General features: G+C 41.3%; 23 protein-coding genes. 10 read left to right on the forward strand and 13 right to left on the reverse strand.

The annotated features are described in order from the left end of the window. Nucleotides 1-51 precede the first annotated feature (51 nt). A complete protein-coding gene (locus AC13CC_RS11105) occupies nucleotides 52-3,045 on the reverse strand; it encodes a leucine--tRNA ligase (RefSeq protein WP_482875952.1) in 2,994 nt (997 codons plus the stop codon). 209 nt (nucleotides 3,046-3,254) lie between these two features. Here AC13CC_RS11105 and AC13CC_RS11110 point away from each other — a divergent pair, with 209 nt between their 5' ends. From AC13CC_RS11110 to AC13CC_RS11130, 5 genes are read left to right on the forward strand one after another with little or no spacing between them, the layout of a single operon-like run. Beyond that, on the forward strand, nucleotides 3,255-4,133 hold the full coding sequence (locus AC13CC_RS11110) for a cell division protein FtsX (protein ID WP_326277481.1): 879 nt from the start codon (nucleotides 3,255-3,257) through the stop codon (nucleotides 4,131-4,133). A gap of 9 nt (nucleotides 4,134-4,142) precedes the next feature. After that, complete coding sequence (locus AC13CC_RS11115) at nucleotides 4,143-4,409, forward strand: DUF3098 domain-containing protein (protein ID WP_326277479.1); 267 nt, start codon at nucleotides 4,143-4,145, stop codon at nucleotides 4,407-4,409. Between the two features lies 1 nt (nucleotide 4,410). Beyond that, complete coding sequence (locus AC13CC_RS11120; RefSeq protein ID WP_326277477.1) at nucleotides 4,411-5,205, forward strand: undecaprenyl-diphosphate phosphatase; 795 nt, start codon at nucleotides 4,411-4,413, stop codon at nucleotides 5,203-5,205. Nucleotides 5,206-5,236: 31 nt separating this feature from the next. Continuing rightward, nucleotides 5,237-5,941 carry a tRNA pseudouridine(55) synthase TruB gene (truB, locus tag AC13CC_RS11125; RefSeq protein ID WP_326277476.1) on the forward strand — a complete coding sequence of 235 codons (705 nt, stop codon included), beginning with the start codon at nucleotides 5,237-5,239 and terminating at the stop codon, nucleotides 5,939-5,941. Between the two features lie 48 nt (nucleotides 5,942-5,989). After that, nucleotides 5,990-6,709 carry an energy transducer TonB family protein gene (locus AC13CC_RS11130; protein WP_326277475.1) on the forward strand — a complete coding sequence of 240 codons (720 nt, stop codon included), beginning with the start codon at nucleotides 5,990-5,992 and terminating at the stop codon, nucleotides 6,707-6,709. On the opposite strand, the gene AC13CC_RS11135 is transcribed toward AC13CC_RS11130, so the two are convergent. From AC13CC_RS11135 to AC13CC_RS11155, 5 genes are all read right to left on the reverse strand, one after another. Beyond that, on the reverse strand, nucleotides 6,692-7,312 hold the full coding sequence (locus AC13CC_RS11135) for a thioredoxin family protein (RefSeq protein ID WP_482875940.1): 621 nt from the start codon (nucleotides 7,310-7,312) through the stop codon (nucleotides 6,692-6,694). The two genes, AC13CC_RS11130 and AC13CC_RS11135, sit on opposite strands and share 18 nt — an antisense overlap. Before the next feature lie 82 nt (nucleotides 7,313-7,394). Continuing rightward, nucleotides 7,395-8,810, reverse strand: coding sequence for a TolC family protein (locus tag AC13CC_RS11140; RefSeq protein ID WP_482875942.1), 1,416 nt, complete (start codon nucleotides 8,808-8,810; stop codon nucleotides 7,395-7,397). Beyond that, entirely contained in the window at nucleotides 8,794-10,149 is a 1,356-nt protein-coding gene (locus tag AC13CC_RS11145) for an HlyD family secretion protein (protein WP_482875945.1), read from the reverse strand. Before AC13CC_RS11145 ends, AC13CC_RS11140 begins: the two co-directional genes overlap by 17 nt. A 5-nt stretch (nucleotides 10,150-10,154) precedes the next feature. Continuing rightward, complete coding sequence (locus AC13CC_RS11150) at nucleotides 10,155-11,822, reverse strand: peptidase domain-containing ABC transporter (RefSeq protein WP_326277469.1); 1,668 nt, start codon at nucleotides 11,820-11,822, stop codon at nucleotides 10,155-10,157. Then, on the reverse strand, nucleotides 11,823-12,500 hold the full coding sequence (locus tag AC13CC_RS11155; RefSeq protein ID WP_326277467.1) for a TetR/AcrR family transcriptional regulator: 678 nt from the start codon (nucleotides 12,498-12,500) through the stop codon (nucleotides 11,823-11,825). A gap of 119 nt (nucleotides 12,501-12,619) precedes the next feature. On the opposite strand from AC13CC_RS11155, the gene AC13CC_RS11160 reads away from it, so the two are divergent. Next, nucleotides 12,620-13,183, forward strand: a complete 564-nt coding sequence (locus AC13CC_RS11160) for a DNA-3-methyladenine glycosylase I (RefSeq protein WP_326277466.1) — start codon at nucleotides 12,620-12,622, stop codon at nucleotides 13,181-13,183. Nucleotides 13,184-13,433: 250 nt separating this feature from the next. Here AC13CC_RS11160 and aat read toward each other — a convergent pair whose 3' ends face one another. Beyond that, nucleotides 13,434-14,090 (reverse strand): leucyl/phenylalanyl-tRNA--protein transferase, encoded by a 657-nt coding sequence (gene aat / locus AC13CC_RS11165; RefSeq protein ID WP_482875947.1) that lies wholly within the window; start codon nucleotides 14,088-14,090, stop codon nucleotides 13,434-13,436. 85 nt (nucleotides 14,091-14,175) lie between these two features. Continuing rightward, complete coding sequence (locus AC13CC_RS11170; RefSeq protein WP_293165721.1) at nucleotides 14,176-14,553, reverse strand: DUF3127 domain-containing protein; 378 nt, start codon at nucleotides 14,551-14,553, stop codon at nucleotides 14,176-14,178. A gap of 122 nt (nucleotides 14,554-14,675) precedes the next feature. Here AC13CC_RS11170 and AC13CC_RS11175 point away from each other — a divergent pair, with 122 nt between their 5' ends. Beyond that, complete coding sequence (locus AC13CC_RS11175) at nucleotides 14,676-15,827, forward strand: sensor histidine kinase (RefSeq protein WP_326277464.1); 1,152 nt, start codon at nucleotides 14,676-14,678, stop codon at nucleotides 15,825-15,827. Nucleotides 15,828-15,830: 3 nt separating this feature from the next. Continuing rightward, nucleotides 15,831-16,175, forward strand: a complete 345-nt coding sequence (locus AC13CC_RS11180; RefSeq protein ID WP_326277463.1) for a hypothetical protein — start codon at nucleotides 15,831-15,833, stop codon at nucleotides 16,173-16,175. On the opposite strand, the gene AC13CC_RS11185 is transcribed toward AC13CC_RS11180, so the two are convergent. Next, nucleotides 16,172-16,561, reverse strand: coding sequence for an HIT family protein (locus tag AC13CC_RS11185; RefSeq protein ID WP_326277462.1), 390 nt, complete (start codon nucleotides 16,559-16,561; stop codon nucleotides 16,172-16,174). The two genes, AC13CC_RS11180 and AC13CC_RS11185, sit on opposite strands and share 4 nt — an antisense overlap. Before the next feature lie 68 nt (nucleotides 16,562-16,629). Then, the gene (gene greA, locus AC13CC_RS11190; RefSeq protein WP_326277461.1) at nucleotides 16,630-17,106 is read right to left on the reverse strand and encodes a transcription elongation factor GreA; all 477 of its coding nucleotides are present in this window, start codon (nucleotides 17,104-17,106) and stop codon (nucleotides 16,630-16,632) included. A gap of 186 nt (nucleotides 17,107-17,292) precedes the next feature. Here greA and AC13CC_RS11195 point away from each other — a divergent pair, with 186 nt between their 5' ends. Continuing rightward, the gene (locus AC13CC_RS11195) at nucleotides 17,293-17,727 is read left to right on the forward strand and encodes a Rieske (2Fe-2S) protein (RefSeq protein ID WP_482875949.1); all 435 of its coding nucleotides are present in this window, start codon (nucleotides 17,293-17,295) and stop codon (nucleotides 17,725-17,727) included. Nucleotides 17,728-17,779: 52 nt separating this feature from the next. On the opposite strand, the gene AC13CC_RS11200 is transcribed toward AC13CC_RS11195, so the two are convergent. Continuing rightward, complete coding sequence (locus tag AC13CC_RS11200; RefSeq protein WP_326277458.1) at nucleotides 17,780-20,029, reverse strand: TonB-dependent receptor; 2,250 nt, start codon at nucleotides 20,027-20,029, stop codon at nucleotides 17,780-17,782. A gap of 277 nt (nucleotides 20,030-20,306) precedes the next feature. Between AC13CC_RS11200 and AC13CC_RS11205 the strand changes: the two genes are divergently transcribed. Further along, nucleotides 20,307-22,745: a hybrid sensor histidine kinase/response regulator gene (locus AC13CC_RS11205; protein ID WP_482875950.1), complete on the forward strand. Its 2,439-nt coding sequence runs from the start codon at nucleotides 20,307-20,309 to the stop codon at nucleotides 22,743-22,745. Here AC13CC_RS11205 and AC13CC_RS11210 read toward each other — a convergent pair. Both AC13CC_RS11210 and AC13CC_RS11215 read right to left on the reverse strand, forming a co-directional pair. After that, a complete protein-coding gene (locus AC13CC_RS11210) occupies nucleotides 22,720-24,063 on the reverse strand; it encodes a sigma-54-dependent transcriptional regulator (protein ID WP_482875951.1) in 1,344 nt (447 codons plus the stop codon). The two genes, AC13CC_RS11205 and AC13CC_RS11210, sit on opposite strands and share 26 nt — an antisense overlap. Before the next feature lie 132 nt (nucleotides 24,064-24,195). Continuing rightward, entirely contained in the window at nucleotides 24,196-24,498 is a 303-nt protein-coding gene (locus tag AC13CC_RS11215; protein WP_326277454.1) for a hypothetical protein, read from the reverse strand. Between the last annotated feature and the right edge of the window lie 574 nt (nucleotides 24,499-25,072).

The raw sequence follows: 25,072 nt of genomic DNA on the forward strand, positions 1-25,072 counted from the left end.
TGATGAGATTCCGAAACCAGTTCGGAAGGACGGAAAAAACAGATGTTGAAACTATCCTACGATGTTTACAATTTTCCCAGGTACCACAATTACTTTTTTGGGAGTTCTGCCTTCCAATTGGGCCTGAGTTTTTTCGTTCGCCAAAACAGCCGCTTCGATTTCGTCCTTGCCCATATCCAATGGCAACTCCAATTTAAAGCGCATTTTACCATTAAAGGATATCGGATATTCCTTGCTGCTTTCCACCAAATATTTCTCCTCAAACCTGGGGAATGGTGCTTCGGCAATGGAAGTTGTATTACCCAAACGCTCCCAAAGCTCTTCGGCAATGTGCGGTGCATACGGAGAAACCAAAATCGCCAAGGGTTCCAAAATAGCTTTGCTGGTACATTTTTGGGATGTCAGTTCGTTGACACAGATCATAAAAGTGGAAACGGAAGTATTGAACGAGAAGTTCTCAATATCCTCCTCCACTTTTTTAATGGTTTTGTGCAACGTCTTCAAATTTTCTGCGGTGGGTTCAACACCCCCCTCGCCCCCCTCAAGGGGGGAGTAAAGTTTCCAGAGCTTTTTGAGGAAGGAATGTACTCCGGTGATACCGGCCGTGTTCCAAGGCTTGGATTGCTCCAATGGGCCCAAGAACATTTCGTACAAACGCAACGAATCTGCACCGTATTCCTCACATATAGCATCGGGATTGACGACATTGTACTTGGATTTGGACATTTTTTCAACTTCACGGCCTACAATATACTTTCCATCTTCAAGGATGAACTCTGCATCCTTATATTCTGGTTGCCATTGTTTAAATCCTTCCACATCCAATTCATCGGAAGCATTTACCAAAGAAACATCTGCATGGACAGAATTTAATGGAGTAATCAATATCAACTCATCATTCTCAATTTTATTCAATAACTCCGAATCGATATAAGACTTGACAAGCCTAATCAAATCCTCATCACTTTCATAAAGTGATTTTTTATAAAGTTCCTTTGAAATAAAAATGAATTTTTTATCCGCAAGAACTTTACCTGTCCCACCCTTTTCCAATATTGAGTAATACGTAAAATACACAAAAGCACTCGTCCCCGTAATCATCCCTTGGTTAATCAACTTTTGGGCAAACTCGTCTTTGGGTACATACCCCATATCAAACATAAACTTCTGCCAAAAACGGGAATACAATAAGTGGCCCGTAGCGTGCTCGCTACCTCCTATATACAAGTCCACATCTTGCCAATAGTTGATGGCTTCGGGAGAGAAAATGGCATCGTCGTTGCGCGGGTCCATATACCTATTAAAGTATTGGGAACTTCCTGCCCAACCTGGCATGGTGTTCAACTCCAATGGGAAAACGGTTTGTTCCCCCTCTCGGTCTCCCTCAGAGGGTGAGAGGTTTTCGTTACTTACCACTTTGTTCCGTACCGTGTCCCAAGCCCATTCTGTAGCATTTCCCAAAGGTGGCTCGCCCGTTTCGGTGGGGAGGTATTTTTCCACTTCGGGGAGTTCCAACGGCAAATATTTCTCATCGATCATCTGCGGCATCCCGTCCACATAATATACAGGGAACGGTTCTCCCCAATACCGCTGACGGCTAAATACGGCATCGCGCAGACGGTAGTTCACTTTACCTTTACCGTGACCAATCTTTTCCAATTCAGCAATGATTTTCCTCATCGCTTCTTTATAAGGTAGACCATTCAAAAAATCGGAATTGGCGATTACCGTAGTTTCCTTGTCGGCAAACGCCTCTTCCGAAATATCAACCCCTTCAAAAATGTTGGGGATGTCTATATTATAATGTTTTGCAAAATCGTAATCGCGTTGATCACCACAAGGTACGGCCATAACCGCTCCGGTTCCATAACTCGCCAACACGTAGTCGCCAATCCAGATGGGAATGGGCTCTTTGGTGAACGGATGCTCTGCATAAGCTCCGGTAAACACCCCCGAAATGGTTTTCACATCGGCCATACGGTCACGCTCGGAACGTTTTGCCGTAGCTTCCACATAAGCATCCACCTCCGCTTTTTGTTCTGGCGTAGTAATTTTGGCCACCAATTCGTGCTCTGGTGCCAAAGTCATAAAACTTACCCCAAAAATGGTGTCGGGACGGGTGGTGAAGACTTCGATGGTATCTTGAGATTCCTCGCTATCGCTCGAAATGACATTAAAAGTAACCGAAGCCCCTACCGAACGTCCAATCCAATTTGTCTGGGCATCCTTTAGCGGTTGCGGCCAATCAATTTTGTCCAATCCGTCCAACAAACGCTGCGCATAAGCGGTGATACGCATGCTCCATTGCGTCATTTTTTTACGTACAACGGGATGACCTCCACGTTCGGAAACTCCATTTACGATTTCATCATTGGCCAAAACGGTTCCCAAAGCAGGACACCAGTTTACTTCGGTATCCGCCAAATAGGTCAATCTATATTTTAAAAGGATTTTCTGCTTTTCCTTTTGAGAATACGCGTTCCAATCCGAAGCACCAAAAATTGGCGTACCATCATCACAAGCCGCCTCTACATTGGCATTTCCTTCTTTTTCAAAAGTGGAAATCAACTTGGGTATATGCTCTGCCTTATCGGATTTTTTGTTGTACCATGCATTGAACAATTGGATAAAAATCCACTGTGTCCATTTATAATATTGTGGGTTGGATGTACGCACTTCGCGGCTCCAATCAAAAGAAAAACCGAGCTGATCTAACTGCTCACGGTACCTTTTGATGTTGTTTTCGGTAGTAACGGCAGGGTGCTGCCCTGTTTGAATGGCATATTGCTCAGCGGGCAATCCAAAGGAATCGTATCCCATGGGATGCAATACATTGAATCCCTTATGTCTTTTGTAACGCGAATAGATGTCCGTGGCAATATACCCTAGCGGGTGCCCCACGTGCAAGCCTGCCCCAGACGGGTAGGGAAACATGGATAATGCATAAAATTTGGGTTTGTCGGAATCGTTGGATGTCTTGAAGGTTTCATTTTCTGCCCAATACTTCTGCCATTTGGCCTCAATTTCGCGGAAATCGTAATTCATCATACTTCTTTCATGGTCAATTTATGTCACATCGAGCCCTTCGACTCCACTCAGGGTAAACTCTGGTCGGGATGTCTTTAAAAAAGATTTCCCGTCCTTCACCAAAGGACTCGAAATGACAAAATTTTGAATCTATTTTCGTGTGCAAAAATAGGTTTAATCCCCTAAATACAATTTACTTTTCTATTTTTACGTACTGATTCTACTATATGAGCCAATATATTGAACGATATCAGCGACGAAAACTGATTTCCTCCTACTTTTCCGTGGCTTTGAGCATTGCCCTGGTCCTGTTTCTTTTGGGTGTTTTGGGCCTTTTGGTGCTCAATACCAAAAAATTGGCGGATCACTTTAAGGAGCAAATCACGATTTCCGTGTTTTTGAAGGACAATGCCAAACCTGTGGAAATAGATCAACTACAAAAAAGTTTGATGCTGGCAGAATACACCAAATCCGCCGAATACATTTCCAAAGAAGATGCCGCGGAACAATACAGCGAGGATATTGGTGAAAATTTTGAGGAGTTTTTAGGCTACAATCCGCTAAAAAACTCCATCGACGTCAACCTCAAGGCCGATTTTGTCTCCCCCCAACAGATTGATGAGATTGCAGAAGAACTGGCAGCCAAGGCCTACGTGGACGAAGTAAGCTACGACAAACCCTTGATTTCGCTGCTCAACAACAACGCACGGAAAATAAGTCTGTGGATTTTGATTGCGAGTGCGGTTTTTACGATCATGGCCGTTTTGCTGATCAACAGTTCCATTCGACTGTCCATTTATTCCAAACGCTTTATCATTAAAACCATGCAAATGGTGGGAGCCACCAAAACGTTTATCCGAAGACCTTTTATCTGGACAAACATTAAGTTAGGAATGGCTGGGGCCTTTGTCGCTTTGATCGGATTGGGAGTTTTAGTGTATTATATAGACAAAAGTTTCCCTGAACTGGATCTTTTGCAAGATTATATTGTTCTCATTATTTTGTTCGTTGGTGTGTTCGGTTTGGGCGTTATTATTTCGTGGGCCAGCACCCATTTCGCCACACAACGCTTTTTAAACCTGAGGACCGACGATCTTTATTATTAACTTTGCGATATGAGCAAGAAAAACGACAACGGCAAAAAACCACCTAAAGACTTTGTTTTCCAAAAGAAAAACTACCGCTTTCTATTTATAGGTATTGCCTTTATAGCCCTTGGATATATTTTGATGAGCGGCGGCGGAAGCGACGACCCCGAAGTATTCAATCCGGAGATATACAACTTTAGAAGAATCCGCCTAGCGCCGACCTTGATCCTTATCGGTCTTGGCATCCAGGTTTACGCGATATTGTTGAATCCTAACAAGAAAAACAAGGAGTAATTTGGAATTAATAGACGCCATCATCCTTGGCATTATTCAAGGATTGACCGAATTTTTGCCTGTTTCCTCCAGCGGTCATCTAGAATTGGGAAAAGCCATTTTGGGAGCGCAGGCCGTTCCCGAAGAAAGCCTGTTGTTTACCGTAGTGCTGCATTTTGCAACTGCACTGAGTACCTTGGTGGTGTTCCGAAAAGATGTTTTCGATATTTTTAAAGGGCTATTTCAATTCAAATGGAACGAGGAAACCCAATTTTCCTTGAAAATCATTATTTCCATGATTCCTGCCGCATTGGTGGGACTTTTTTTAAATGATTTTATTGAAGTATTTTTTGATGGTGCCATTGTCATTGTTGGAATTATGTTGGTGATTACGTCATTTTTGCTGTATTTGGCAGATCTGGCCAAAACCACCGATAAAAATGTATCGTTCCGAAGTTCTTTTGTAATCGGCATGGCACAGGCCGTAGCTATTCTCCCAGGAATTTCCCGAAGTGGGGCTACTATCTCGGCAGCAGTTCTTTTAGGTGTTGATAAAACCAAGTCGGCACGATTTTCCTTTTTGATGGTGGTTCCGTTGATCTTGGGAAAAGTGGCCAAAGATTTGATGAGTGGTGAAATCTCCTTCCAAGGTGATCAGGCCGTTGCCATGGGTGCTGGTTTTATTGCAGCCTTTATTGCTGGTCTTGCCGCTTGTACTTGGATGATCAAATTGGTACGCCAAAGCAAGCTTACCTATTTTGCCATTTACTGCTTGGTTGTGGGGCTTATTGCCCTGGCGTGGAGCATTTGGGGATAGATCAGTATATTTGCTGTAAAACCCCAAGTTTTTGAACACCAAAGAAGATTTTTTGAACGGTCAGATCCTATTGATAGATAAACCACTGGAGTGGACTTCGTTTCAAGCGGTAAATGCCCTAAAATGGGCCATTCGTAAAAAATTTGGTCTTAAAAAGATAAAAATTGGTCATGCAGGAACCTTAGACCCCTTGGCTACTGGTCTATTGGTTATCTGTACGGGGAAATTCACAAAAAAAATTCCCGAGCTTCAAGGGCAGGTTAAAGAATATACGGGCACTTTCACACTAGGTGCCACTACGCCTTCCTACGATTTGGAAACGGAAGTAGATAAAACTTTTCCAACCGAACACCTCACGGATAAATCCATCAAAGAAACCACCAAACAATTTTTGGGCGAGATTGACCAAGTGCCCCCCATTTTTTCAGCATTAAAAAAAGATGGAAAACGATTGTACGAACTGGCCCGTGAAGGCAAACAGGTCGAAATAAAATCACGAAAAATAGAAATCTTGGAATTTGAGATTACCCGAATCGCCCTTCCCGAAGTGGACTTTAAAGTAGTTTGCAGTAAGGGAACCTACATTCGTTCCTTGGCTCACGATTTTGGCAAGGCATTGGGTTCTGGAGCCTACCTATCCGAGCTCAGAAGAACCAAAATAGGGGATTTCAACGTAAATAATGCTACAACACCCGTTATTTTCAAAGAAAATTTGGGGGTAGGCACCTCGACCTAAACGGGTTGTGATAAAATAATTTTGCAAAAAAGCGGTTATAGTTAAACCATGAACTTAAACAGGCGTCAATTATCTCTTTTGATTACTTTTTTCTCTATGTCCATAGTGATTTTATTGCTTTTCAATATTCATTTGGGAGGCATAAAGGAAGATGAGTACGTTATTGAAATGAGTTTGGCCGATGAGGATATTGAAGAACTTCTTAAAGAGGAAGAGGAACGATTGGAAGAAATGGCCGCTAACAACGACCCCATTAAAAGCCACATGGCCGTAAATGAAACCGCTAAACCAAGCGTTGGAAACCCAGAGCCTTTAAAAACTTTGGAAGAGCTTATGGAGGAACGAGCCCTCAGTAGCGAAACAGGGGAATATGCCGATAACTCAGGTTTTGAGGAGCAATTAAAACAGTTAAAGGCCCAGCGGGACGAGAAAAAAGAAAAATTGGGCGAACGTGATGCCCAAAAAGAGGAGTTCACCAATTACCTAAAGGATAGGCGCACTTCCATTTCCTACTCTTTGGTCGAGCGAAATGCCTACCACCTCCCACCTCCCATATACACCTGTATTGAAGGTGGCAAAGTGGTTGTTAACATAACCGTGGACAATAACGGTTATGTCACGGAAGCCAGCTTCAACGATAAAAGTTCAGGAACCAGCAATGGTTGTTTAGTGGATAATGCCATCGCCTATGCCCTTAAGGCCCGTTTTAGTCCGGATTCCAAGAATTCTCAGATCGGCACAATTACTTACCTATTCCAAAGCAAGTAATTCCAAGACGTCTTCTAAGATATTTTGCCCTTTGTTTTTGTTATACCAAACCTGAAGCTCTTGTTTGAACTCATCTGTCAATTTGCCGTGTTCCCTTTTACATTCCTCCACCATTTGAGTGGCAATACTAGGTCTTGGTCCCCATTCCCCAATAATTTCTTTGTTGGCTTCGTCCAAAACAATTAATTTGGGTATGGAGCGGGCACCATTGGTCAAAAACATGTCCATTAAATCGATACTTTCATCACGTAAAACCGCTTTTAAGGTAATATTAGGGCTTGTTTCGGCTATTTTATGGATTATGGGCAAACTTGCTGCCGCATCCCCGCACCAACTTTCTGTAAGCACTAAAAACACCAGTTTTTTGTCCAGGACTTTCAGTTTTTGCTGAATGTTTTCGGAAATTTTAAAGGTCTTCTCCCAACGGGCCATTCTGCGATCGCCCAGCTTGGTATAGTTGATCATAGCTTCGGATTGGTTTGGGCCTGTGGACTTTCCCATTTTTGCCAGTTGACCCACCAACTCACGGTATCTTGGGTAATCCATTCCCTTTGAAATATATTCCTGCACTATTTCCAATCTATTTCTCTCCAATACTTCCATATAAAAATGTTTTTGCAAAAGTACAATGGGCAGTTGGCCCATTTGGTGACTTTTATCATTGGTTGTTTTTACAACCTAATTCTTACAAGCTTTTTGGGTTGATGGCCAAACTCTTGAACAGCATGGCCTTGGTATAAAAATATTTGTTCTGCATCTCGTTTCGCTTTAGATAAGCATCAATGAGTTTGCTTTCCCTGGAATTGATCAGAAACAAAGAACTCTCTCCAAAACTGAATTTCCGTTCCTCGGCATTCAATAGGGTTGAATAATCTTTTACAATATCAGCAATCAACTGATTTTGTTGGGTATATGAGTCCAATTCATTATAAATGGCGATGATCTTGTTCTGTATTTCCACTTGGGCATTGTCCCTTTCATATTCGGCATCCCTAAGTTTAAATTTGGCCAGTTTTAGGTCTCCGCGCTCTTTCCGCAGAAAAATGGGCATTTGAAAACTTAACCCGGCCTTATAGTTCTCGGTAACGAAGGAATTCATCAACTCGGGGGTTTCTGTTATAAAATTGTATTCTGCCTTTAATTTCGGCAATAATTTATTCGATTTTAAACGCTTATCCACTGTCAACCCTTCAATTTTATAGTCCAAAGACATTAGTTTGGGATGTGTTTCCAGATTAAAGCTGTCCAATGGCACACCTTCTATTTCCAAGGTTGAATTGATATCCATTTCTGGTTCCAAGTTTGGTCTTATACCTGGCTGAAGCTCTACCGGCACGTCCTCGATCCATAAAAAGTTGCCCAGCTCCAATGATTTTTTCATCAATTTGACCTTGGCCTGCTGATAGCCCAAGTCCCTGTTACGAACGGCAATTTTAGCCTCTACGGTATCAATCATGGCAATATCCCCAGCCAAGGCACTCTCTTTGATGCCTTGAAAACGCACTTCGGCATTCTCCAAAAAATCTTTGTATACCTCAGCATCTCTATAGGCTTGCAACCAATCAAAATAGGCGAGCGAAGCATTGTACAAAACCTTGTTCACCTGTAAATCCTGTTCTGCTTTGGATTGTTCCCTGAAAAATTTGGCTTTTCTTAGAGTGGCCATACGCTCGTTTATCCAAAACCCCTGCAAAACGGACATGGATACCCCTGCACTGTAAAGACCGTCATCGGGCAAGGTTTCATCAGGATTTAGATAATATCCTTCATTCTGCTGGAAATTTCCCTTAAGCTCAATACCAAACCAAGTTGGAATTTTAAAAGTAGTGTTCAACCGATCCCAATATTCGGTCCCCTTAAACTCCTTTCTATCAAAATCCACCTCTACCTTGGGATCAAAACCTCCTCTGGCCTTCATAAGTTCGGCCTGTCCAATAGCAATGTTCAATTGGGCCTGTTTGGCAATGGGGTGGTATTTTTTTACATAGCCCAAGTACTCCTTAAACCCAAGCACCAAGGAATCTTGCTGAGCGTAAGAAAAGCTTACGGTAAAGAAAAAGAGGGTACAAAATAAAAGTAATCTTCTATTTCCTTTTGGCATCTGCACTTATATTTTGAGGTTGATAATAGTTTGGAGGGAAACCGTTGAGCTGTCTCCACAGTTCGTACCAAATGGGAACATCTTCCAATAGGGCCATGGTACTTGCCCCAGAACCTACACGAATGCCTTTTGGCCAAGGAGCCTCTTCCTCGTCTGGAGCCAATAGTATACGGTATTTCCCATTTGGACTGATAAAGTTTTCAATAGCGACCACCTTACCTCCAAAGGTTCCGTAGGAAACATTGGGCCAACCACTGAATACTATGGCGGGCCAACCATCAAACTGGATACGCACCTTTTCGTCCACATGGATCAACGGAAGATCTATGGGATCAACAAAAGTTTCTACGGCGATATCGTAATCCGAAGGCATTATCCCGACCAATTGTGCCCCTTCCTTAAAAGTTTCCCCAATACCGGATTTTATGGCTTTGGTGATATAGCCATTTTGGGGAGCTCTTATGTAGAGCATTTTGTTTCTCATTTCATAATTGGTGTACTGGTTCTCCAGTTTGGTGACCTGTGCTTCCGAATCAAATTGGTTGGATTGTGCCGTATAGAGATCACTTTGTGCTTTGGAAATTTTGTCGGAGTACTCTGCTCTTACCCTATTTATTTCCACTTGGGCATTGATTACATTGTTTTTACTGGCCAACAATTTGTTTTCCTGGCTTATAAGTTTTGCCTGCGTCTCCTGCAGTTTCAATCGTTTTTCTTCTACATCGGTAACTGCTTTTAATCCTTCTTCCTGTAACTTTTCGGTACGGTCGTACTGACGCTGGGCTATTAAAATATTGGTCTTGGCCGCTTCAAGGTCAATGCTGTCGCTTTCCACTTTCAATTTGGACTGCATTAGTTTGTTTCTGGCCTGTTGCAGTTTTAGTCCGAGTTCTTGATTAAGGGCTCTGATCTGTTGGTTCAAGGCTTTTACCTTTTCTTGGTACGAGGATACGGACATGGTCTTCGCCTTAATCTGTTGCCCGGTACGCTCCACTAGATCGGGGTCGAAGTACTCACTTTTTATCTCTGATATGAACAGGATCGTATCACCCTTTTCAACATAATCCCCTTCCCTAACATACCACTTTTCAATGCGTCCGGGAATCGGGGATTGAATGGTCTGTGGCCTCTGATCCGGGGTTAACGTGGTGAGGTAACCCCTACCAGAAATATTCTGGGTCCACGGTAGGAACATCATCAAAAGCACCATGATGGAAAAAGAGGCCAAAAAACGGTTAAATTGTTTGTAGTGCCTTTTATGAAAGACTTTTTTACCTGCCTTATAGCCGGTAAGATCTACTTTCTCGTTCAATTTATTATTTGAAGAAATGTTCAGCATGAACTTTATTTTACGTTGATCAATCTACCTTTATCCATTCGAATTACTTGATTGCAGCGACTTGCCCAATTGGGGTTTTCACTTACTACGACCAAGGCCCATCCATTGGCAGGGTCTGCAAAAAAGTCCATCATCCTTTCCGTATCTTCATTATTATATTGCTCCAGGGGATCCTTTAAGATCATTAGTTTAGGTCTGGTTACAATGCTCCGGGCCAAAACAATTTTTCTGGAAATAAAATCAGGGATCTTTTTCCCTTCAGGATATAAAATGGTTTTAAGCCCATTGGGTTGCTCTTTTACAAACTGAGTAAGACTTACTTTTTCGAGCGCCCAATACACATCTTCCATTGGGATATCCTTATTACCGAATGTAATATTGTCCAATAGGGTTCCCTCAAATGGATATTCCTCGTTTAGGGAATGACCTAAATAGGAGCGGTATTGGCTTAATTTTATTCCTTGGATGGCCACATTGTTCACATATATTTTTCCTTCATCCGGCTCTAGGATGCCGGCTATCATTCTTAGCAAGGTGGATCTTCCCGATCCGCTCTTTCCTTGTATCAATAATTTGGTGTCCGGCCGGACGGTAAGCGATAAATGGTCTATTATCTTTTTGTCCATCCCTGGCACTTTGTAAACAATATCCTCAAGCTCTACTGTTAGGCCTTCGTTATCTTTAAATGGAGTTTCTCCGTTTTGGGGCTCTATTTCCTTATCCACGACCTGTCCCATTTTTTCCAAAGAGGTCAATAAATCGTAAAACGTTTCAAGTCCCAAGATCATTTTCTCAACAGAACTGATTACCAATAAAATAATGATTTCCGCTGCCACAAACTGACCAATATTCATCTGCTGATCCAAAACCAACAAACCTCCAATCAACAATAGACCTGCTGTAACCAAGACTTTAAAGCCTATCATTTGAATAAACTGCAAGACCAACACCCTAAAATGGCTTTCCCTAGCTTCCAAATATTCATCGACCAGAATATCGTTTTTGTCCAATGCATGGGAAGTTTTTCCCGAAAGCTTGAAACTGACAATGGAACGGGCGATCTCCTGCACCCAATGCGCTACCTTATATTTGATTTTTGACTCGTCTAAACTGGTATCCAACCCCCTTTGTGCCGTAAACTTGAACACAATGTAAATGAGCAAAAGGAGCAATAAACCATAAATGATAAAGAAAGGATGGTAAAAAGATAGCAGCAACAACCCAAATACGATCTGCAACAATGCCGCTGGAAAATCAATAAGTATTTTGGACAGCGATTTTTGTACCGTAAGCGTATCAAAAAAACGATTGGCAAGTTCTGGCGGATAATAATATCGGAGTTCGCTCATTTTTATTTTTGGAAAACGGTAGGCAAACTCAAACGAAGACCTTGTAAAGATTTTTTGCTGAAGGTTTTCAATAATCCGTATCTGCATTAACTGAAGCATCCCCACAAACGCAACCCCAAGGGTAACCAATACCACGAGCACGATCCAAGATGTACTCACCCTGGCCCCTTGGATAAGGTTTATAATGGCCTGTATACCCAAGGGGAGGGATAGGTTGACCAAACCCGCAAAAATAGCGTAGTAAAATATTTGAAAAATGTCCTTTTTGTCCAAGGTAAGCAGCCCCATTAATCGCTGCCAAGCTGTAAGTATTTGTTTAGCCATTTACTTTTTATTTAGTGTCCGGAATATGAGGTCCGTAAAAAACTCCGTAGGGGTAACCTTTTCGTTACAGTTTGTAAGCGTCGGAAAATGTGCCTTTAAAAAATACTGATGAAGCGAACCTTCCAGAACGGTACTGGCCAAACTTACAGGGTATTCGTAATTTTGATCCACGGCCGAAATCATCTCGCTCAAGCGGTTTACCAATCTTTTACAAATAATAAAATAACCGTCCTTGCTCTCTTTGTTTATTTCTTTTACCAAATAGGATTTGGAATATTCATTGATAATAAGTCGGTTCAGTGCCACTTCGTTCACATGTGTGATTGAACTATCCTCCTCAACATTTTGAGTAAGGATCTCTATTGCTTTCTCCAATTTCTTGACCGGGTCGGAAATACCGTTTGTGGCAAAGACCATGCGATATTCTACCCACCCCCAATACCAAGTGGCCAAATAGAGCAACAGCTTGTGCTTGTTCTCAAAATAGCGGTAAATGGAACTTTCGTTGGAATTTATCTGTACACCCAATTTTTTGAACGTAAAGCTCTCAAAACCCATTTCATCAATCATCAAAATACTTTGCTCAACAATATTCTTCCCCAAAGTTGAAGATTCGGGATCCTTTATATAAAGCTTTTCATTGACCCCAATTTTAAGAGATTGCATCAATAACTCCATTACATTACTTTTAAAATATAGTCTCGCAAATATAAAAGTATTACTATCAATGTATAATACTTTAACTTTCAATTAACTCTCTTGTTTTTCCCTTATTTTTGATGGAAAAACAAATAGAAATGCAAAAACATAGATGCGGATGGTGCCTTGGAGACCCTTTGTATGAAGCCTACCATGATACGGAATGGGGCGTTCCCGTAAAGGATGATGCCACATTGTTCGAATTTTTGATTTTGGAGACGTTTCAGGCGGGGTTGAGTTGGATTACTGTGCTACGAAAGCGTGAAAATTTTAGAAAAGCCTTTGATCATTTTGATTACAAGAAAATTGCCCGCTACGATCAGGGAAAAATTGATGAACTACTACAAGACCCCGGAATCATCAGAAATAAATTGAAGGTGAACGCCACGGTTTCCAACGCAAGCGCTTTTATGGAAATTCAAGAAGAGTTTGGTAGTTTCAGTAAATACATTTGGGGCTTTGTGGAGAACAAACCCATTAAAAATAAGCTGCAAAATTACAAAGATGCTCCTGCAACCACCTCTCTTTCGGATAGCATCAGCAAAGATTTGAAAAAAAGAGGGTTCAAATTTGTAGGAAGCACCGTTATTTATGCCCACATGCAGGCCACTGGCATGGTAAACGACCACGAAGTAAATTGTTTTAGGTACAATGAGGTTTAATTAAGCTGTTGTGCATTTTTCTATTTTACCTTTATTTTTACTGAACTTTAAACTTTTCCAATTGGTTAAAATAGCATAGGTTTTCGTCACCCTGAATTTATTTCAAGGTCACATTTTATAAGTATTGGATGAAAATATGTGATGGGATGCTGAAACGAGTTGAGCATGACGGAGCTTATAATGAATTGTTGCTTCAAAATGCGTCTCGGGTTTTAATTATATCCTTCCAATAATGCTAGGAATTGTGCAATTACCCCTTTAAAATCTCCACAAACTCTTTTCTGGGAATCAATTCAGCGCCCAAACTTTCCAAATGATCGGTATGCACTTGGCAGTCAATAAGCTCATATCCTTTTTCATCCAGTTCCTTCGCCATTTTTATAAATGCAAACTTGGAGGCATTCGGTTTAAAACTGAACATGCTCTCCCCGCAGAACACATGGCCTAGATCAACACCGTACAAACCACCCACGAGCTCGTCGCCTTCCCAAACTTCAAAAGATTTGGCATGCCCTTTTTTGTATAAATTCATGTAGGCTGTTTTCATTTCGGGGGTTATCCATGTACCGTCTTGTCCTTTTCGTTCAATTTTGGCACAATGGTCAATCACCTGCTCAAAACAAGTGTTCTGAGTAAGGGCAAACGCTCCATCACGAATTATTTTCCGCATGCTTTTGGACGCTTTCACCTTTTTGGGAAAAAGAACCATACGCGGGTCAGGAGTCCACCACAGGATCAAGGAATCATCATTGAACCACGGGAAAATTCCGTTTTTGTAGGCCAACAACAATCTTTCTGGAGACAAATCACCTCCAACGGCAAGCAACCCATCTTCACTGGCAGTATCAACAGGAGGAAACTCCAATCTTCTGCTCAAAAAATGTAATGGGGTATTTTCCAAGGTCAATTTTTTCTAAAAATACAAATAGGTCTAAAAACAAGAAAATCCGAACCAAGAGGTCCGGATTTTTATTGTGAAATATCTTTTTCTTCTAAAAAGGAAGGTCGTCATGGTCGTCCTCGTTCAAATCATCTGCTGGTTCAAAAGCTTCCATTGGAGGAACGGGAGGCATATTATCCGCATTTTGTTCTTGTTGCAGGTTTTCAATTCTCCACCCTTGAATAGAGTTAAAATATTTGGTTTCCCCTTGTGGGTTCACCCATTCTCTTCCTCTTAGGTTTATACTGATTTTTACCATTTGACCAACGCTGTAGCTGTTAAGCAAATCGCACTTATCCTGAACAAATTCCACCAATATGTGTTGTGGATATTGCTCCTCTGTTGTTACGACCACCTCTCTTTTTCTGAAACCGTTGTTGCCGTATGTCTTGGTCTCATCTATCATTTTGATTCTTCCCTGAACTTCCATGCAATGTTAATTTTTGTTGAAAATTCAAAAGTACATAAAATGAATTCCATGGGCAGCCGTTATTTCAACTAACTATCAACATGTTTTCCATTTACCTATCTTTAAACAGAATTTGACCACCAATGAACTTTAGTCCTAAAAGGAAAACTTCCAACATTACAATGCTGATTGCGGCATTCGTTATTGTGAGTCTTATTTTATGGAACACCAATAGTTTTTTTAAAAAATTCAAGGAAGAGGAACGCCTAAAAATGGAAATCTGGGCTACGGCCCAATTGGAACTCATCCAATCCTCCGTAGATCAAGAGTTGGGAAACCTTACCCTTAAAGTATTGGGAAACAACACCTCCACCCCCATGATCTTGGTAAACGAGGAGGGTTCTTACAAAACACATAATATTCCCGAGGACAAGGTAAGCGATAGTGTATACATTCGAAAAAAGATTGCACAGTTCATAAATGAGAACGAACCGATACAGATAATTCAAGAAGATGAATTATTGGAGACCTTGTACTACGGCAATTCTGAGGTTTTGAACAAATTAAAGTACTACCCATTGGCCCTTCTGTTGATCATTTTCTTGTTCGGTGCGGTCATCTTCTTTTTCTTTAGAACAAACCGGGCTTCGGAACAAAACAAACTTTGGGCGGGAATGGCCAAGGAGACAGCACATCAAATTGGAACACCGCTTACCTCCCTCTTGGGTTGGAACGAACTCTTGAAATCGGAAGACATCAATCCCGAAGTAACCAAAGAAATTGCGAAGGACATCGATCGTTTACAAACCATAACAGAGCGCTTTTCCAAAATTGGGTCGATTCCCGAATTGCGTGAGCATGATATTGTGGCCGAAACCAAAATGGCCTACGAATACTTGAAACAGCGTAGTTCCAAATTGGTACATTTTTCCTTTAGTTCCAATGCCGATGAGGCCTATGTGCTTATGAATCCACCCTTGTACAACTGGAGCATAGAGAATCTTGTAAAAAATGGTATCGATGCCATGAAGGGCAAAGGAAACATAGCCATCCAAATTGAAAAAAAAGGACAAAATATACATATTTTGGTGTCGGACACAGGCCACGGCATACCCAAAAGCGACTTCCAGAACATATTTAACCCAGGGGTTACTTCAAAGCAAAGAGGCTGGGGATTAGGGCTTTCGTTGGTAAAAAGAATTGTTGAAGAGTACCATAAAGGAAAAATTAAAGTATTTTCGTCTAGTAAAGAAGGAACTATCATGCAAATTTCCCTACGAGCAATAGAAAAATAAGTTATGGCCAAGGAAAAACAACTTGTAATACAAGAAGCTGATATCACCAACAATTGCCCCGAATGTTTTAATCAGGAACTTAAGATTACATTTTACCAAAAACACACCTTTAACGCACTGTACCACAGAACTACGGGCGTTGTAACACATGAAATCAAGTGTAAAAAGTGTAATTCGGTTATTTACCCTGTAAACTGGACTCAGGATATTGAGCGGGTTTTTGACTACTACAACAAACTGGTAAAGCCAGATAGACCCGCGGTACGGTTTACCATGTTGTTCTTTATTATTTTGGTATTGATGCTATGCTTGGTAGCAGCAGGTGTATATTTTTATTTGGAAGGCTAAATATTTGACCTGATCGCTTCGGCCACGGCCTCAAACTCTTCTGTGGTAAGGCTTTCCTTATGTTGAAAAGTGGCACTCGCCATATTTTGAAGTGGAATGAGATGAACGTGCACATGGGGCACCTCCAGGCCAATAACCGACATTCCCACACGTTTGCAAGGCACGGCCTTTTCAACGGCAAGCCCCACTTTTCGTGAAAACGCCATGAGTTTCATGTAAGATTCCTCATCAAGGTCCATGATCTTGTCCACTTCTTTCTTGGGAACACATAAGGTATGTCCTTTCGAGTTTGGGTTGATATCCAAAAAAGCAAAGTTATCATCATCCTCCGCAATTTTATAACTGGGTATTTCCCCATTGATGATTTTTGTGAAGATACTGGCCATTTTGATTCGGTTTTAAAATAAAAAATCCCGTCTTTCAACGGGATTAAATATAACCAATTTAGTTGCTGTTACGCTCGTGTGATCTCTAAAACTTCAAAATTCAGGGTTCCGTTCGGTACCTTGATCTCTGCCACATCACCTACTTTTTTACCCAACAATCCTTTTCCAATGGGTGATGTAACGGAAATTTTACCCGTTTTAAGATCAGCCTCGCTTTCTGCCACCAAAGTATATTTCATTTCCATGCCATTGGCTTGGTTTTTAAGCTTAACAGTGGAAAGTACCAATATTTTGGAAGTGTCCAATTGGGATTCATCAATTAAACGGGCATTGGCCAAAGTCTCTTCCATTTTGGAAATTTTCATCTCCAAAAGTCCCTGGGCTTCCTTGGCCGCATCGTATTCTGCGTTTTCGGAAAGATCTCCTTTGTCCCTTGCCTCAGCGATAGCCTGGGATGCTTTGGGACGTTCCACATCTTTTAAGTGGTTCAGTTCTTCCCTCAATTTCTTCAATCCTTCAGGCGTATAATATGAAACCTTGCTCATGTTGTTAATTTTTAATGCAAAGAGGCACTGAAGAAAATAGAAAAATTTTCCCAATGTTCTCTTCTTTACAAATACAAAAAATCCTCAACTATACCCATGACCTGCATGGTATTTTTGCGAGGATTTAACGCAAATATAGGCAAATTTTCATCAACTTTGCCCAAGAAACGTTTTCAAACATTGATTATGAAGCACTTCTGGGCCATTATGCTTTTGGCACTGATTTTATCCTGCAGCTCGGATTCCACCAACCGTAATCCCTACTTGCAAGAAGTACGGTTTCGGTTTGAATTGAATATGAACCTTCCGTTGTACAATAATCTACAAAACATCGGAAATCCAGTTTATGTGGGCAACAATGGAGTGGGCACACGAGGTGCTTTTGTTATCAATACAGGGTCTAGTTTTATGGCCTGGGAAGCCAGTTGTCCTAACCATGCGCCGAACGAGTGCTCCACAATGACCATTGATGGCCAAAATGCAGTTTGTAGCTGTGAAGGATTTACGTATAATTTGTTTACGGGACAGCAATTGGACAGGCCCGATGATGGAAACCGTTATCACGACCTTTTATTTTATAGCGCCATCCAAAGTGGTAATGTGGTAGTGATTTCCAACTAAAATACATTTAGGGTCCTGCGATTGCCACAGAACCCCCTTTCCATAAATATCATCAAAAATTAACTGTCGCTCCTACAAGGAAGTTGATTCCTGCTTGTGGATAGTATCCAGCACCCTCAATGGTTGTGATGGTTCCAGGGTTGGAGTAATCATCATCAAAGGTGTAAAAATAGCCGTTGGAGACAATGTCAGCATCAAAAATATTGTTCACCAGACCGGAAATCCCAATACTTTCCACAAAAGAGTTTATGTTGATGGTATACTGAACATTGAAATCCGTTTGGGTATAACCATCCAAAACAGAGGTCTCCGAGTCGATGTTACCCATATATTGCTTCCCCACAAATTTTGACAACAACGAAACCTGAAAATTTGCATTGGGTTGATAGGAAATAATATTGCCCGCAATTAATTGTGGCGAGTAGGCTATGTTAGTATTCCCCAAATTTTGAAGTTCTCCATCACGCTCAAAGAAGAAATCGATATTTCGGTTATCACTCAAAGCAATATTTGGTCTCCACTGAAACGCATTGGACAGCCTGATGCTCGCATCGATCTCCAGACCCAAACGGTAACTATCACCCACATTGGACCTCAACGGTGCCCCTACATCGTTCAACTCGCCGGTCAATACCAATTGATCTTTGTACCGCATGTAGTACACATTGGTATTCAGTTGGAAACTTGGCGAAATGTAACGCCATCCCAGCTCAAAATCGTTTAATTTTTCTGGTTTTGGGCTGCCGCTTTCATAATCATTACGGTTGGGCTCCCTGTTGGCTCGCGCATAAGAAAAATAGAAGTTGTTGTTACGGTTTAAATCGAAGGTAACACCTGCCTTTGGATTGAAAAAGCTGAAGGAATCATCCACCAAGCCCGTATCTTCACCATTTGCTTCGTAGGTTACCCCACGGTATTGCACATCTCCGAACAAGGACCATTGGTCCGTTAATTTGTAGTTCGCCTTGGTATAAACGTTGAAATCGGTTTTGGTGGAATTATCATCGTAATACCTGTCCCTTATTTCGCTGCCACTGGCATACTCGGCCCAAATAATTTCACCAAAATGGTCGCCTTTGTATTCGTTGTAACCACCTCCCATAATCAGTTCGAGATTCTCGTTATTGTAAGTGGCTGAAAAAATGGTTCCGTAAAAATCATTGTCCAACCATCTACGACGAATCAAATCCGTGGTTTCCACTAAATCGCCGTTTACCGTAATGGGCTCCAAACCATAGGTGGCAAAATCGTCGTCTTCCCTAAATTGTTCAAAAAAACCTCTTCCGCGTGTGTAGTGTACGGCCAAATGGGTGTTCCAAGCAGAATTCCAGGTTTCGTACCAATGTAGTTGAAAATGGTCTTGCTTGTAATTGTCCACTTCGTTCTCGTAGTATTGAGTGTTACCGCCATCATCGGTGTACTCCCCTGCGGAATTGTAAGTGCGATTGTCTTCCAACTGTTCTGCTGTTATTCCATTCCAAGCTTGATAAGTAACCTCATGCCCTCCAAAAAGCAAAGCTTTGATCAGGGTATTGTCATCCTTGTAGGCACCTTGCAGGAAATAGCCATCCAATTCCGAAGCCGCTCGGTCCACATAACCATCGGATGTGACCCTGGACAATCGCCCAGAAAATTCAAAATAATCGTTCATCAATCCCGTACTGAACTTTACATTGTTCCGAAGCGTATTAAAACTTCCTACGGATGATGATATTGTGGCATACGATTCCTCAGAAAAAGCATCCGTGAGCATGTTCAAACTAGCACCAAATGCCCCGGCCCCATTGGTGGAAGTTCCCACACCTCGCTGCAACTGCAAACTTTGGGTGGAGGAGGCAAAATCGGGCATGTTTACCCAAAAGGTTCCGTGCGATTCCGCATCATTGTACGGAATACCATTAATGGTAACATTTACCCGTGTTGCATCGCTACCACGAACGCGCATGCTCGTGTATCCCACGCCAGCTCCGGCGTCGGAGGTGGTGACAACCGCGGGCATAAAATTCATTAGAATCGGAATATCTTGACCTAAGTTCCGCGGAGCTAGTTCCACCTTATCCAAATCGGAAAAAGTAATGGGAAAATCCTTGGTTATCCTTACCGATTGTACCAAAACTTCGTCGAGCACCACTTTTTCTCCTTCAAGACTGTCAATCGGTTCTTCTTGGGCGCTCATGGTAAACGCCAGCCCACCTAGGGCCACTGTTGCACATAATGTTTTAATGCGGTTCCCTTGATTGTTTTTTGTCGGTCGCATTGAGCCAAAAACGGCTCTTTTTTGAATAATTGAATAGAGTTTCATTCGTAAAAATGTTACGAATAAAAGGGGTCATTATTCTTTGTTGATAATTGATTGTTGTTTCTAAAAGAAACATAGAAATTCCAAGATGCGACTTGCGCATTCCCTTGGCAGCATTACCCGCCCAGGTTCATTGGGTATAATCTCAGCCTTTTGGTAAAAAGCACCCCTTTGAGATGCCACAAATGTATGATGCGAATATTGATTTTCATAAAAAACATCTTGGAAATTTAACTTTTGATAACAACCATGACCCCCAAGTGCCTGCGTATATAATGGTATGCACCCTAAATCCAAAAAAAGGTTTACCCTTAAAATTATACTGAGTTATGCAGTGCTTGGAGTTTTGGCAACCTTGGCTGCATTCTTTATCTATAATGAGTTCAAAAGCTATGCTTCTGCAAAAAATCAAGGAGAGAGCAACGAAAAACTACTGAAGACCAACAGGTTGCTCACACAACTCTATGATGCCGAAAACTTATCCAAGTTGGCCTTACAGACCAAAAAACCGCAGGATTTAAAATACTATGCGCAAAAGGTGGACTCCATTACCCAGTTCATCGACTCCCTTAAACCATTGGCGCAAACCAACAGTGGCAGTCTAAATCTTAGGTTGGACAGTGTTCAGGAATTATTAAAGCAAAAGGTTTTTAATAATGCCGAACTACGAAAACTAAAGGTTAGGAACGAAAATAAAACTTCTTTGGACTCAGTTTTAAAGGCTTTCCATGAGATGGAAGTGGACATGGGCAGAATTACCCCGGAGACCTTTGCTCCGAATTTTGACAAATTGCCTACTAGAACCCAAGAATACATCAAAGAGTACGTCGCCATACTCAACAAGAATATTCCAAATTCCGATGGTAATGCGACAGCCAAAAATATCGACTCCATTTTAGAAGTATCCAAAGCTATTTTAAACAAAGCCAAGACCGAAACAGTTACGGCCGAACGAACCGTATTGCAAAAAGAACTTCAAATTTATAGGACCGACCTAGAGCTTTCACAAAAAATGCGGGGCATTTTATCCGACTTTGAGCAGGAAATGGCACTGAATACCCGTCTGGACAGTCTTAAGCAAGAGCAGGCATTGAAAAAAAGCTCTCGCTTGGCAGTCGGAGCTGTTATTCTAGGGCTAATAACAGTAATATTGTTTACGCTCATGATTTCCAAGGATTACTGGAAAGCACAGCAATACCGAGAACGGCTCGAAAAGGCCAAAAAATATTCCGAATCACTTTTAAAAAGCAGGGAACAATTAATCTCGACCGTTAGCCACGACCTAAGAACACCGCTGAATACCATCAGGGGCTATTCCGACTTGATCGAGCAAAGTGGATTGAGCACGAAACAACTGAACTACCTTAAGAAAATCAAGTCTTCTTCTGGCTATGTAGATAATTTGGTAAACGACCTTTTGGACTATTCCAAACTGGAGGCGGGAAAAATCCAGTTGGACAAGGTGCCTTTTGCCCTATTCCAATTAATAGAAGAAACTGCGGTTGATTTTGAAGAAATACAATCAAAAAAAAGAGTATTGCTCCAATTGAAAATAGCCGACGACTTAAAAAAGCCTATCATAAACGATCCTTTTAGAATACGGCAAATACTTACCAACCTCATTGGTAACGCCTTTAAGTTTACAGATTCTGGCCATGTCAGGGTTGCTGCGGTAGTGGAAGAAAAGAACAAAGCTACATGGGTGAGGATTGATGTTGAGGACACGGGTATAGGAATCGCTGTCGAAAAGCAGGAAGCCATTTTCCAAGAGTTTACACAAGCAGAAGCTCCTTCCCAGAAAGCCCAGATCGGGTATGGGCTGGGGCTTACCATTTCCAGAAAACTGACAGAATTACTGGGAGGTACATTGAGTTTGAAGAGCAAAGTAGGCAAAGGGAGTACTTTTACTGTTCGGATTCCTGTTGAGTTTTCTAAAATCGAAGTGGTTGAAAATGATTCCAAAGCGTTTATTTCCAAACCCAAAGAGCTTTCCATTTTGGTTATTGATGATGATGAAAACATGCTTGGCCTTATCTCCGAGGTTTGTAAAATCAACGATATCAAAACAAAAACTATTTTGAATTTTGATGATTTTGAGCTATCAAAAATCCACCAGTTCGATGCTGTGCTGACAGATATTCAAATGCCCACTACAAATGGTTTTTCCGTGCTAAAAACAATTAAAAGCATTGGATATAAAAATCCCGTAATTGCCATGACCGGACAACAAATCGGCAATAAAGCAGACTACTTAGAGCCTGGTTTTTCGGATGTGCTGCAAAAACCATTTACGGCCAATTCCCTCCTGCGCGTTTTAAAATCGACAGAAAAGGTGGCCTTGTCCAATGCAATTCCTGCTTCGGAGTCTTCCATGTTCACTCTTAAAAATATTTCACCCTTTTTGGATGATCCAAATGCCATTCAGGAAGTTTTACAAGTGTTTTTGGAGAATACGAAAAAGAATCTAGCGTTTTTGCTTTCCGCCGTTGGCGATAAAGATTATACGGATATTAGGGCTACATCCCACAAAATGTTGCCCATGTTCAGACAGTTGGAAATACAAGATGCCATCCACTTATTGGAACTTTTGGAAAATATTTCCGATGATACAAAAGGTGAAAAAACGTTCAAAATTCTTTCGGAACTAAAAAAAGTGCTGTCCAATTTGGAAACTGAAATCCAAAATTATTTAGCTATACATTCAATTGATATTGATTGATTTTGTTGTAAAGCGTCTTGCGAGTGATCTGCAGTAGCTTTGCCGCTTTGCTTTTGTTAAAGTTGGTCTGCTTTAAGGCGGTCAGAATCCGCTCCTTCTCATAATCGGATTTAGAAAAATTGACCTCTTCATATTTACTTGCTCCTTTTACGACTCCTTCTGCCAAAGCATTTGGGAACATGGTTTCCGTTTCAGAAAAAAGAACGGCCCTTTTGATCACATTTTTCATTTCCCTCAAATTTCCCGGCCAATCATACTCCTGAAGGATTCGCTTGGTTTGATCGGAAAACGCTAAAATATTCTTATCCAATTCGGAATTGGCTTCGGCCAGAAAATAATCTGCAAATAGAAGAATATCCTCTCGCCTATCCCTCAAGGATGGCACTTCAATGGAAAACTCGTTGAGTCTGTGGTACAAATCCTCCCTAAAACCACCTTCTTCCACAGCTTCGGAAAGATTTTCGTTTGTGGCAGCAATAATGCGGATATCCAACTGGGTTTCTTTGGTACTGCCCACTCGTTTTATTTTACGCTCTTGAATGGCCCTAAGTAGCTGAATTTGATGTTCGTAGGATAGATTCCCTACCTCATCCAAAAAAAGGGTTCCTCCGTTGGCCGCTTCAAAATGGCCTTGTTTATCATCTATGGCGCCCGTAAAACTGCCCTTTACATGGCCAAAAAATTCGCTGGTGGCAATTTCTTTTGGTATGGCACCACAGTCTACCGCTACAAACGGTTGATTATTTCTCTTGCTTGCCCGGTGAATGGCCTTGGCGGTGACTTCTTTTCCCGTACCACTTTCGCCCGTTAGTAAAACGGACATGTTTGTAGGAGCGACCAGCTCCACATACTGTTGGAGTTTCTTGGATTTCTCTCCTTGACCTTTTAAAAAATTGATCGAGCCCTTCTTCGCTTCAGTCGATTTTGAGCTTTCGCGAGAAACTTTGAAATCCGTCACTTTGGAGCGCAGGGCATCTTTAATTACGGAAAGTATTTCTTCTGGTGTAAAAGGTTTTGATATATAATCGAAAGCACCCTTTTTAATGGCATTTACCGCAGTCTTCACCTCGGCATATCCTGTCATTAAAATAACTTGGGTCTTTGGTGACTCGCGTTTTACCTGGGGAAGCAAAGTAACCCCGTTTCCTTTCGGCAATCTAACATCGGATAGGATTATGTCGAAGGTAGATGACGCTAGATATTCCTCTGCCTCCTTAATGGAATAACTTACTGATACGGCAAAACCGTTCTTGGTCAAAAACTTTTGAAGCATTTGACAAAAAGCAGTATCGTCCTCGATTATCAAGATTTTGGGCATATCTCAGTTATTTAATATACGGCCCTGGCTCTTTTTGGGACTTTTCCATTTTGATAAAATTATCACAAAAAAAAGGACTGCCGAAGCAGCCCTTTTCCAACCAAACTAACTATTGTGGGGTGATAAAACTAATTACATGTCAATCCAATTCCCCTCGGCATCGGCATACACAGTTCCTGTTGTACCATCTTCAAGGGTAAGGTCCAATTTGTACTGATCTTGGTCATTTTTGTACGCCTTACTGATCGTAGCCGTAGGGTAATCTGATTCCACAGCACTTGTTACTGCCGATGGAAGGTCGGAAACGCTGATCTCTTCAAAATCCCCCTGTACGATTTCCATTGCGCTATTATTTTCCAATTCTGGGGTTTCCACATTGGCAAATGCTGTGATTCCTACAAATGATAGTACTGTTGCTAAAGCTAAATTTTTCATGGTATATGATTTTAATTGTTAAACTTGACTAACTATGTGAAAACATAGTGCCAATTCTAAAATCACACATCAAATACACGTACATTGTTGTTTATTAGTTGGTTATAATTTTAAGCTGTTTTGAAGCACTGTGTAAAAGTGTGTAATTCGGTAAACAGCCTGTGTAATTTTTATACAAGAAAGGCTGCCGAAGCAGCCTTTCATTATTCCCAATTATACGGTCACAAGGAAAAAAGACCACGGTACAACTTGGCAGAAATGGATAATACATGGATAGTGTTTATATAGCATCATCCTGATTTTGCATGTCCTTATCCTTATTTCTGCTTATTAAATACGATATCAATATGTAAATGGCCAAAGCCAATGATATTAGATTAAAGAACAGGACTATTTTATAAATCATTTTAATGTTGTTGCCTATTGTTTCCGAAATCGGATAGGAGGAACGGGATTACTTCCCGTTCCGACCTTCCACACCACCCAGCATACGGTTCCGTACTGGGCGGTTCCTTAATTTATGTGTTTTACTTTAGCATAGTACTCCAGTAGCGAGGGATATCCGGCCTTGGAT

It is taken from the genome of Flagellimonas sp. L-11, from assembly GCF_056857735.1.

Bases quoted from the DNA above. Each gene is read 5' to 3' on its own strand.
- AC13CC_RS11105 (WP_482875952.1), bottom strand. From the start codon at position 3,045: ATGAATTACGATTTCCGCGAAATTGAGGCCAAATGGCAGAAGTATTGG.
- AC13CC_RS11110 (WP_326277481.1), top strand. From the start codon at position 3,255: ATGAGCCAATATATTGAACGATATCAGCGACGAAAACTGATTTCCTCC.
- AC13CC_RS11115 (WP_326277479.1), top strand. From the start codon at position 4,143: ATGAGCAAGAAAAACGACAACGGCAAAAAACCACCTAAAGACTTTGTT.
- AC13CC_RS11130 (WP_326277475.1), top strand. From the start codon at position 5,990: ATGAACTTAAACAGGCGTCAATTATCTCTTTTGATTACTTTTTTCTCT.
- AC13CC_RS11135 (WP_482875940.1), bottom strand. From the start codon at position 7,312: ATGGAAGTATTGGAGAGAAATAGATTGGAAATAGTGCAGGAATATATT.
- AC13CC_RS11140 (WP_482875942.1), bottom strand. From the start codon at position 8,810: ATGCCAAAAGGAAATAGAAGATTACTTTTATTTTGTACCCTCTTTTTC.
- AC13CC_RS11145 (WP_482875945.1), bottom strand. From the start codon at position 10,149: ATGCTGAACATTTCTTCAAATAATAAATTGAACGAGAAAGTAGATCTT.
- AC13CC_RS11150 (WP_326277469.1), bottom strand. From the start codon at position 11,822: ATGGCTAAACAAATACTTACAGCTTGGCAGCGATTAATGGGGCTGCTT.
- AC13CC_RS11155 (WP_326277467.1), bottom strand. From the start codon at position 12,500: ATGGAGTTATTGATGCAATCTCTTAAAATTGGGGTCAATGAAAAGCTT.
- AC13CC_RS11160 (WP_326277466.1), top strand. From the start codon at position 12,620: ATGCAAAAACATAGATGCGGATGGTGCCTTGGAGACCCTTTGTATGAA.
- AC13CC_RS11170 (WP_293165721.1), bottom strand. From the start codon at position 14,553: ATGGAAGTTCAGGGAAGAATCAAAATGATAGATGAGACCAAGACATAC.
- AC13CC_RS11175 (WP_326277464.1), top strand. From the start codon at position 14,676: ATGAACTTTAGTCCTAAAAGGAAAACTTCCAACATTACAATGCTGATT.
- AC13CC_RS11180 (WP_326277463.1), top strand. From the start codon at position 15,831: ATGGCCAAGGAAAAACAACTTGTAATACAAGAAGCTGATATCACCAAC.
- AC13CC_RS11185 (WP_326277462.1), bottom strand. From the start codon at position 16,561: ATGGCCAGTATCTTCACAAAAATCATCAATGGGGAAATACCCAGTTAT.
- greA (WP_326277461.1), bottom strand. From the start codon at position 17,106: ATGAGCAAGGTTTCATATTATACGCCTGAAGGATTGAAGAAATTGAGG.
- AC13CC_RS11195 (WP_482875949.1), top strand. From the start codon at position 17,293: ATGAAGCACTTCTGGGCCATTATGCTTTTGGCACTGATTTTATCCTGC.
- AC13CC_RS11200 (WP_326277458.1), bottom strand. From the start codon at position 20,029: ATGAAACTCTATTCAATTATTCAAAAAAGAGCCGTTTTTGGCTCAATG.
- AC13CC_RS11205 (WP_482875950.1), top strand. From the start codon at position 20,307: ATGCACCCTAAATCCAAAAAAAGGTTTACCCTTAAAATTATACTGAGT.
- AC13CC_RS11210 (WP_482875951.1), bottom strand. From the start codon at position 24,063: ATGCCCAAAATCTTGATAATCGAGGACGATACTGCTTTTTGTCAAATG.
- AC13CC_RS11215 (WP_326277454.1), bottom strand. From the start codon at position 24,498: ATGAAAAATTTAGCTTTAGCAACAGTACTATCATTTGTAGGAATCACA.